The sequence below is a fragment of the Pedobacter sp. 01N416 genome, assembly GCF_056399685.1.
In genome coordinates this window covers 1-7,253 of record NZ_JBFTRT010000240.1, presented here as the reverse complement: position 1 = coordinate 7,253, position 7,253 = coordinate 1, and the positions used below count along the sequence as shown (strand labels likewise).

At 38.6% G+C, this 7,253-nt stretch carries 7 protein-coding genes and 1 riboswitch; of the genes, 5 read left to right on the top strand and 2 right to left on the bottom strand.

Annotation, left to right across the window (positions count from 1 at the left end; all coding sequences use genetic code 11):
• The first annotated feature begins 30 nt into the window (after nt 1–30).
• From AC1DND_RS14435 to AC1DND_RS14425, 3 genes are all read left to right on the top strand, one after another.
• The gene (locus AC1DND_RS14435; protein ID WP_477582576.1) at nt 31–993 is read left to right on the top strand and encodes an NAD-dependent epimerase/dehydratase family protein; all 963 of its coding nucleotides are present in this window, start codon (nt 31–33) and stop codon (nt 991–993) included.
• Nucleotides 993–2,294 carry an HAD-IB family phosphatase gene (locus AC1DND_RS14430; protein ID WP_477582574.1) on the top strand — a complete coding sequence of 434 codons (1,302 nt, stop codon included), beginning with the start codon at nt 993–995 and terminating at the stop codon, nt 2,292–2,294. The genes AC1DND_RS14435 and AC1DND_RS14430 overlap by 1 nt, the downstream gene beginning before the upstream one ends.
• A 402-nt stretch (nt 2,295–2,696) precedes the next feature.
• Nucleotides 2,697–2,996, top strand: coding sequence for a transposase (locus tag AC1DND_RS14425; protein WP_477582573.1), 300 nt, complete (start codon nt 2,697–2,699; stop codon nt 2,994–2,996).
• Between the two features lie 90 nt (nt 2,997–3,086).
• Here the strand turns inward: AC1DND_RS14425 and AC1DND_RS14420 are convergent, their stop codons facing one another.
• Complete coding sequence (locus tag AC1DND_RS14420) at nt 3,087–4,376, bottom strand: voltage-gated chloride channel family protein (protein WP_477582571.1); 1,290 nt, start codon at nt 4,374–4,376, stop codon at nt 3,087–3,089.
• Between the two features lie 19 nt (nt 4,377–4,395).
• Nucleotides 4,396–4,458: riboswitch (Fluoride riboswitch) on the bottom strand.
• A 64-nt stretch (nt 4,459–4,522) separates the two neighbouring features.
• Between AC1DND_RS14420 and AC1DND_RS14415 the strand changes: the two genes are divergently transcribed.
• Together AC1DND_RS14415 and AC1DND_RS14410 are read left to right on the top strand one after the other, a co-directional pair.
• The gene (locus AC1DND_RS14415; protein ID WP_477582570.1) at nt 4,523–5,488 is read left to right on the top strand and encodes a tryptophan 2,3-dioxygenase family protein; all 966 of its coding nucleotides are present in this window, start codon (nt 4,523–4,525) and stop codon (nt 5,486–5,488) included.
• 144 nt (nt 5,489–5,632) lie between these two features.
• Nucleotides 5,633–6,697 (top strand): branched-chain amino acid aminotransferase, encoded by a 1,065-nt coding sequence (locus AC1DND_RS14410; protein WP_477582568.1) that lies wholly within the window; start codon nt 5,633–5,635, stop codon nt 6,695–6,697.
• 271 nt (nt 6,698–6,968) lie between these two features.
• On the opposite strand, the gene AC1DND_RS14405 is transcribed toward AC1DND_RS14410, so the two are convergent.
• The coding region (locus AC1DND_RS14405; RefSeq protein ID WP_477582566.1) for a DUF4920 domain-containing protein at nt 6,969–7,253 on the bottom strand (285 nt) is incomplete at its 5' end.

Genomic DNA, 7,253 nt, shown 5'->3' with positions numbered 1-7,253 from the left:
TATTTCCACATATAGCTCGAAAAAAATAAAATGATACTGGTAACCGGAGGAACTGGATTTTTAGGATCTGAATTAATTAAGCAGTTAACCGATAGAGGTTTAACTGTTCGGGCCTTGAGGCGGGAGAAATCTAAAATTCCTTCACAAATCCAGAATATCCCACTCATTGAATGGTTTGAGGCTGATATTAACGAGCCTTCCGTATTGGAAGATGCCTTTATCGGGATTACCAAAGTTTACCATTGCGCAGCTTTTGTGTCCTTCAACCCAAAAGATAAAAAGCAACTTTTCCATGTAAACATAGAAGGAACCTCGAACATTGTAAATCTTTGTGCCGAAAATAATTGCCGTTTATTGCATGTAAGCTCAGTTGCTGCGTTGGGAAATGCTAAAAAGGGCAATAAAATTACTGAAAAAGACTTTTGGGAATATGATGCCAGAGCACACGCCTACGGTTTATCGAAATACGAGGGTGAGATGGAAGTTTGGCGGGGCATTACTGAAGGTTTAGATGCTATCATTGTCAACCCATCGGTAATTATCGGTAAAAATGCGGGCTTTGAGGGGAGTGGAGCAATTTTTAAACTGATAAAAGGTGGTTTTCCCTTTTACACCGATGGGGCTTCTGGTTTTGTAGATGTTGAAGATGTGGCCAAAGCGATGATCCTGTTAATGGATGCTGAAGTTTCGGGAGAACGGTATATCATTTCTGCCGATGATTATCATTATAAAGATCTGTTCAGTGAAATTGCTCAGGGTTTTGGCGTTAAAGAACCAAAAAGAGAAGCAAAACCATGGATGCTCGGAATAGCCTGGAGGGCGCTAAAATTTGCATCCATATTCACTGGTAAACAGCCTTCCATCACTAAAGATGCTGCAAAGAGCAGTTTAACATTAAGTTATTACAATAACAATAAAATAAAAACGGAAACTGGCATTACCTTTAAGCCGGTTGCCGAAAGCATAAAAGAAATTACCCAACATTTAAGATAATGCCCAAACAGAAAGCCTATTACATCATCGATTTTGATAGTACCTTTACACAGGTAGAAGCACTTGATGAACTTGCACGAATTTCGCTAAAGAACCACCCAGATAAAGAGGCGATTTTTCAAAAAATTGAAGATTATACCAATTTTGCCATGGAAGGAAAACTTTCCTTCTCCGAAAGTTTAGCACAACGTGTTAAGCTTCTTGAAGCTAACGAAGATCATTTAAAACAACTCATCAAACATTTGAAAAAGAAAGTGTCTACCTCTTTTTCGCGTAATGCTGAGTTTTTTAAGAAACATGCCGATGAGGTGCTGATTGTTTCTGGCGGATTTAAGGAATTTATTACTCCTGTAGTGAGCCAATACCACATTAAAAAGGAAAATATTTATGCCAATACCTTTGTAACCACTGGCGATGGTAAAATTATAGATTACGATCATACCAATCCTTTAAGTGAAGAGGGTGGCAAAGTAAAATTACTTCAGCATTTAAAGCTCGAAGGCGAACTATTCGGTATTGGCGATGGGTACTCTGATTTCCAGTTGCGCGAAAGCGGTATCATCAATAAATTTTTTGCATTTACGGAGAATATAGCCCGTGAAAGTATTGTTTCGAAAGCTGACCATGTAACACCAAGCTTCGACGAGTTTTTGTACGTAAACGATCTGCCGCGTGCAATTTCTTATCCTAAAAACAGAATCCTTTGCCTGGTAATTGGTGAAGTTGATCCCTTAACGATTTCTATCCTTAAAAATGATGGTTTATCAATTAGGCATAAGACTTCTTTTGAAGATAAATACGTAAAGGATGTGGGAATTATTCTTTTAGCTGATGGCGAAAAAATAAATAAAGAACAGTTAAAAAACGCAGCTAAGCTAAAAACTATAGGTTATTTAGGTAATGCGAAAAATAGAATAGACCTCGATTTATGTACCAAACAAGGTATTGTTGTTTTCGATGACCCTAAAAATAATCCACGTAATATCGATTTTATCCCGAAACGGGTTGCCGATTTTATGAATACCGGAGCAACTTATCTAAGCAGCAATTTCCCTAACTTACAATTGCCGAAAATTGAGAAATCGCATCGCTTAATTCACATCCATAAAAACGTTCCGGGTATTATGGCGAAAATCAACACTGTTTTTGCTAAGCACGACATCAACATTGTGAGCCAGTTTTTAATGACCAACCCTGAGATCGGCTATGCCATTACCGATATCAATGCAGAATATGATAAACAATTGTTTAAATCGCTTAAAAAGATCGAGCATACCATAAAGTTTAGGGTGCTATACTAATTGTGTTGATCGGAGGCTTTGACAACCTTATAGGCTATTTGCCAGTAGGTTGTCAAAGCTTTTTATAGCCTATTTTTAGTATATTGGTTTATTAAGCATTCTTATGGCAAAGACCGAACATTACTATACTAAATTTGAACAAGGAAAATTCTATCACATTTATAACCGATCTATAGATAGGCAACCACTTTTTAAATCAGATGCTAATTATAGGTTTTCCTAAAAAAATTCGATCTATACCTTTCCAATGTTTTAGATGTATATGCATATTGTTTATTAGGGAATCATTTTCATCTGCTAATCCGGGTTAAAGAAAGTTTAAAGGCTAATGACCCAATTAGTGAATTTTCAGTGCATGATATTGTAAGCAAACAATTCAGAATATTTTTCCAATCATACGCATTGGCATTTAATATCCAGCATAAAAGAATAGGTACATTATTTCAAACGCCATTTAAACGTGCTCAGATAAACGACGAATCTTATTTTACAAGGCTTGTTTATTATATTCATTCTAATCCTCAAAAGCATAATCTTATTTCCGATTTCAGAGATTGGAAATGGAGTTCTTACGGTCGGATTTTACTTGAAGCCAATACTAAATTAAAGAAACATTATGTGTTGGATTGGTTTGGTGGAAAAGCAGGGTATCTAAAATTTCACTCTGACATTCAGGATATTATCATGTTTGATGAACTTTGACAGCCTTCTTTGCAATCTCTAGAAGATTATCAAAACCAATTCGATAAGCTTTGACAACCTTCAGGCCTCTTGTTGAGAAGGTTGTCAAAGCTACCTCAAAAACTGATGCCTCTTCAACAACAAATGCTTAGGTGTACCTATCGTTTGCGACCGATAAATTCCCGTATGGCCAGAAAATAAGTAAGCAGTAACACAGGTTAAGGCGATATAAATTCCCGATGAGGTACCAAATAGCTCTACGCCCATAAAAATACAAGCCAAAGGGGTGTTCGCTGCCCCTGCAAAAACAGCCACAAAGCCCATTCCTGCCAACAGTCCAAGAGGTAAGGGGATAAAGAAACTCAAAAAACTACCCAGTGTGGCCCCAATAAAGAAAAGTGGAGTAACTTCGCCGCCCTTAAACCCTGCACTCAGGGTAAATGCTGTTAAAAATAATTTGATCGCAAATGTATAATACGCTYCTTGTTGAACAAAGGATTCTGAAATAACCGGAATGCCCAAGCCGATATATCGTGTATTCCCGATCAGGTAAATAATGGCGATTAAAACTAATCCACCAATAAATGGCCTTAATGGTGGGTATTTGATTTTACTGAAAAGACTTGATAAGCTATGGTTTAAGGCCGAAAAAGATCTCGCCACCAGTCCAAATAATATTCCAGCACCTAAGGATAACAGTAAATTGATCGAATTCATTTCCGGCACCAGAGAAATGGAATAATGGGTATGCCCAACACCCCAGCTTTTGCAGGCATAATCGGCAATAATTGCAGTAATAAATGAAGGAAGAATGGAACTATAGGTTAAACTTCCAATAACGAAAACTTCCAATCCAAATACAGCGCCTGCCAATGGTGTCCCGAAAACAGAGGCAAAGCCAGCAGCGATCCCGCAGATGAGGATCACTTTTCGATCTCTGGCTTTAAGTTTAAACAGTTTCGTAAACTGATCGGCAAAGGCTCCTCCAATTTGCACAGCTGTACCCTCTCTTCCAGCCGAGCCGCCAAATAAATGGGTAATAATCGTGCCTGCAAAAATGAGTGGCGCCATAATCAGCGGAATCACATTTTTGGGCGATTGTAATTCCTCAATCAAGAGGTTGTTGCCCTTTACAACGGCTGCACCCCAGTAATGGTAAGCCAGGCCAATGAGTATACCGGCAATTGGTAAAAAGGCGATAATCCAGAGGTGTTGTTCACGGTAATTGGTTGCCCAGTTTAAAGTTTCTAAAAACAGGGCAGAGGCAGAGCCTATAATCCCACCCAATATTGCAGAAATCAACAGCCACTTTAATGTGCTAATTAAGAGTAATCCGAAGTCGAGTTTAATAAAATGTTTAATAGACAGAAGAAATCCTTCTGTTAGTTTTTTAACAGGCATTTGAATTCAATTTTAAATAAAAATCGTAGGAGTCATCAGCCTGTTTGGGCGGTTTTGGCGGTACTCCATCGCCATTGTCCCAAATGTATAAAATTTAGTTATTTGTTGCAAAATCTTTATCACCTTTGTGCAGCTAACTTTAAACCATGGATTTCACACCCGAAATAAAAGACAAATTACATCAACTGCAAGAAAAGTATACGGCAATGGGGCAAGATATGGCATCGTACCTCGATGGACTCTTATATGCCGATTTCTTAACCTATTGGGACTACATTCATTTGGATACTTTACTGAGCTTGCAGAATCCTAAAACACCAATTCCGGATGAAGAGATTTTCATCATGTACCATCAAATCACGGAACTTTATTTTAAGCTCGCACTGCATGAATGCAGGCAGATTGCTGAACATGAAAATTTAACCGCCGAGTTTTTTACTGCACGCGTAAAACGGATCAACGCTTATTTCAATGCCTTAACCACTTCTTTCGAGGTGATGGTTGATGGTATGGAGAAAGAGCAATTCCTGAAATTCCGCATGTCGTTATTGCCTGCCAGTGGGTTCCAATCTGGCCAGTACCGGATGATCGAGATCTGTGCTACAGATTTTATCCAATTGGTAGATAAAAGCAAACGCGAAGAACTAAGTACTGCAACAATAGCAGAACAATTCGAAAATATTTACTGGAAATTCGGTGCAACCGAGCTGTCTTCGGGTAAGCAAACTTTAACCTTAAAGCAATTTATTAAAAAGTATGCTGCTCAGTTTCTACAACTGGCTAAAGATCGCACTTTAACTAATTTTTCTGCTTTATACCATCAATTGCAAGCGAATGGAGCTGATGTTTCTGCCCTTGCAGAGGAGTTGCGCAAGTTAGATTTGTATGTAAATGTAGAATGGCCTTTATCGCACTACAAATCGGCCGTACGTTATTTGGAGAAAGATCCGGTTGATATTGCAGCAACAGGTGGAACCAACTGGCAAAAGTATCTGCCTCCGCGTTTTCAGAAGAGAATCTTTTATCCGTTCTTATGGACCGGTGAGCAAATGGAAGAGTGGGGTAAAGGTTGGGTGCTTAGTGTACTTAAAACACTCAAAAACAAAGATTAATATTACAAAAAGCTATTAAAAAAGCCTGTTTTTTCTTAATTTGCGCGAAATAATTAATGACAGAATGAGCGAACTATTGAATAAGAGAATGAGCGGTAAAACACTCAACCATTCGATCATTCACCCATTCAAAATTCAAATACAATGACCGAGACATTAGATATAAAAATCACCAAAGCAGCGCAAACACGTTTGGCTGTTACTGATTTTTCGCAATTACCGTTCGGTAAGGTTTTTACCGATCACATGTTTACTGCCGACTACGAAGATGGCGAATGGAAAAATTTACAGATTCTTCCTTATGGTCCAATTCCGATGAGCCCGGCAATTTCTGCACTTCATTACGGACAGGCGATTTTCGAAGGATTAAAGGCTTACCGCCAACCAGATGGTAAAATTAGTGTTTTCCGTGCCGATAAAAACTTCGAACGTTTTAACAAATCAGCCGCCAGAATGTCGATGCCAGGTATTCCTGAAGAAATTTTTATGCAAGGTTTAGCCGCATTAATCAATGTTGATGAGAAATGGGTACCTAATCAAGAAGATTATGCTTTATACATCCGCCCGGTCATGTTTGCAATGGACCCTTATTTGGGCGTTAAGGCATCTGATACCTATAAATTTGCTTTGTTAACTACACCAACTGGTCCATATTACAGTAGTGCACTAAAGGTTAAAATTGAAACTGAATTTACGCGTGCAGACGAAGGTGGTGTAGGCTTTGCCAAAACTGCTGGAAATTACGCACGTTCGTTATATCCTTTCGAGCAAGCAAAAAAAGAAGGTTACGATCAATTGATCTGGACAGATTCGGTAACGCATGAGTTTATTGAAGAAGCTGGAACTGCCAACTTACTTTTTGTAATTAATGGCAAATTGGTTACGCCATCAGTACGCAGTACTGTTTTGGATGGTGTAACGCGTGATACTATTATTAAACTGGCTAAAGATGCTGGAGTAGAAGTTGAAGAACGTAGGGTTTCTGTTAAAGAAGTGATTGAAGGAATTGAAAACGGAAGCTTAACAGAGGCTTTTGCCGCAGGAACTGCAGCTACAGTAACACATGTAGGCGAAATGGGCTATAATGGTCAGAGCTATAAATTGACCGACCCATCTACAAGACATATTTCTAATGGCATTGCTAAAAAATTAAACGATATCCGTTACGGTTTAGCACCTGATGAATTTGGTTGGAACTGGGTAATCTAAGATCACCATCCATAAAAATAGAAACCCAGGTGCAGAATATGCATCGGGGTTTCTTATTTATATATCGTCATTTCGAGCGGAGTATAACGCAGTCGAAAACCCGAAGGCTCAGCGCGAAGCTAATCTATTATAGATCTCTCCATTTCGCTACGCTTCAGTCGAGATGACGACTTTCATATAGTATATTGTTATTTGTAATTTATTTTAGCAAAATTTAGCTCTTTAGGCTTGCCGCCGCTAACTTCGGTCTTCGCGGACCCCGGACTTTCTTTTATTTATCCAAAATCACTACGCCTTTAGCTTCGAAAGCCAATTCTTTTTTAGGATCGGTAATTTTTGCTACTTCTTCAGGAGATTTTTTAGCATCTTCCGCATAGTGGCGTAAAGTTTCTACAGAGATGGTTTGTCTCTTTGCCAATCCATCCAAAACTACTTTTTTGCCAACAATATCCATCGGCATAAAGAACGCATAATCTTTAAAAGTTACCCGCATTGGATCGCCATTAGGCATTTCTAAAGTCATCCAGCAGCCCTTTTTCTTACACACATCTACCAC

Coding starts and splice junctions, on each gene's coding strand:
- AC1DND_RS14410 (WP_477582568.1), top strand. CDS start 5,633: ATGACCGAGACATTAGATATAAAAATCACCAAAGCAGCGCAAACACGT.
- AC1DND_RS14415 (WP_477582570.1), top strand. CDS start 4,523: ATGGATTTCACACCCGAAATAAAAGACAAATTACATCAACTGCAAGAA.
- AC1DND_RS14435 (WP_477582576.1), top strand. CDS start 31: ATGATACTGGTAACCGGAGGAACTGGATTTTTAGGATCTGAATTAATT.
- AC1DND_RS14430 (WP_477582574.1), top strand. CDS start 993: ATGCCCAAACAGAAAGCCTATTACATCATCGATTTTGATAGTACCTTT.